The organism is Mycobacterium sp. 852002-51152_SCH6134967, assembly GCF_001667105.1.
Classification (GTDB): Bacteria; Actinomycetota; Actinomycetes; order Mycobacteriales; family Mycobacteriaceae; genus Mycobacterium; species Mycobacterium neumannii_A.
The window spans coordinates 1-523 of sequence record NZ_LZIK01000051.1 but is presented as its reverse complement, the minus strand read 5'-3'; the positions used below and the strand labels follow the sequence as shown (position 1 = coordinate 523).

The 523-nt window shown below is 68.1% G+C and carries 1 protein-coding gene and 1 pseudogene; one reads left to right on the top strand and one right to left on the bottom strand.

Annotated elements, in window-relative coordinates; genetic code table 11:
• A pseudogene (locus A5790_RS26240) lies at positions 1 to 212 on the top strand (hypothetical protein); the annotation flags it as partial.
• Positions 213 to 215: 3 nt separating this feature from the next.
• Here A5790_RS26240 and A5790_RS15240 read toward each other — a convergent pair.
• The coding region (locus tag A5790_RS15240) for a YqgE/AlgH family protein (RefSeq protein WP_197696800.1) at positions 216 to 523 on the bottom strand (308 nt) is incomplete at its 5' end.

Below are 523 nucleotides of genomic sequence, written 5' to 3'. Positions count from 1 at the left end.
CGATGCTGGCCGCCGGCGGTGCGGTCGCACTGGCGGCCGATCCCGGCACGGCCCTCGTCGTGTTGATGGTCTGCGTAGTCGGAGCGCTGGGAACCGTCGGAGCCGGATGCTGGCAGAGCGCGAAGATGGCCGTCCGTCTATCGAGCGCTCAGCGCAGCGATGCGGGCGGTTGCGGCGGCGCGTGCGCGACCTGCACGCTCTCCTGCAGTTGAGGTCTAGTTGCGGCTGACGTCGATCGGATGCGTCGCGAGCAACGACAGCGGAAGGGGCTGTCTGCGCAGCACCCGCGACCACAGGTCGATCTTCGGTTCGACCAGAACGTCGGACGGTAGGGCGGACAAGACGATCCAGTCGTCGCGCTCGATCTCGCCTTCGAGTTGGCCGATCGTCCACCCCGAGTAGCCGGCGAAGATTCTTATCCCTTCCACCACCGGGGCGATCGAGTCGGGATCGGCGTCCAGGTCGACCATCACCATCCGCCCCTGCACATGGCGCAGACCGGGGGCGTCGGCGGGCTCCATCC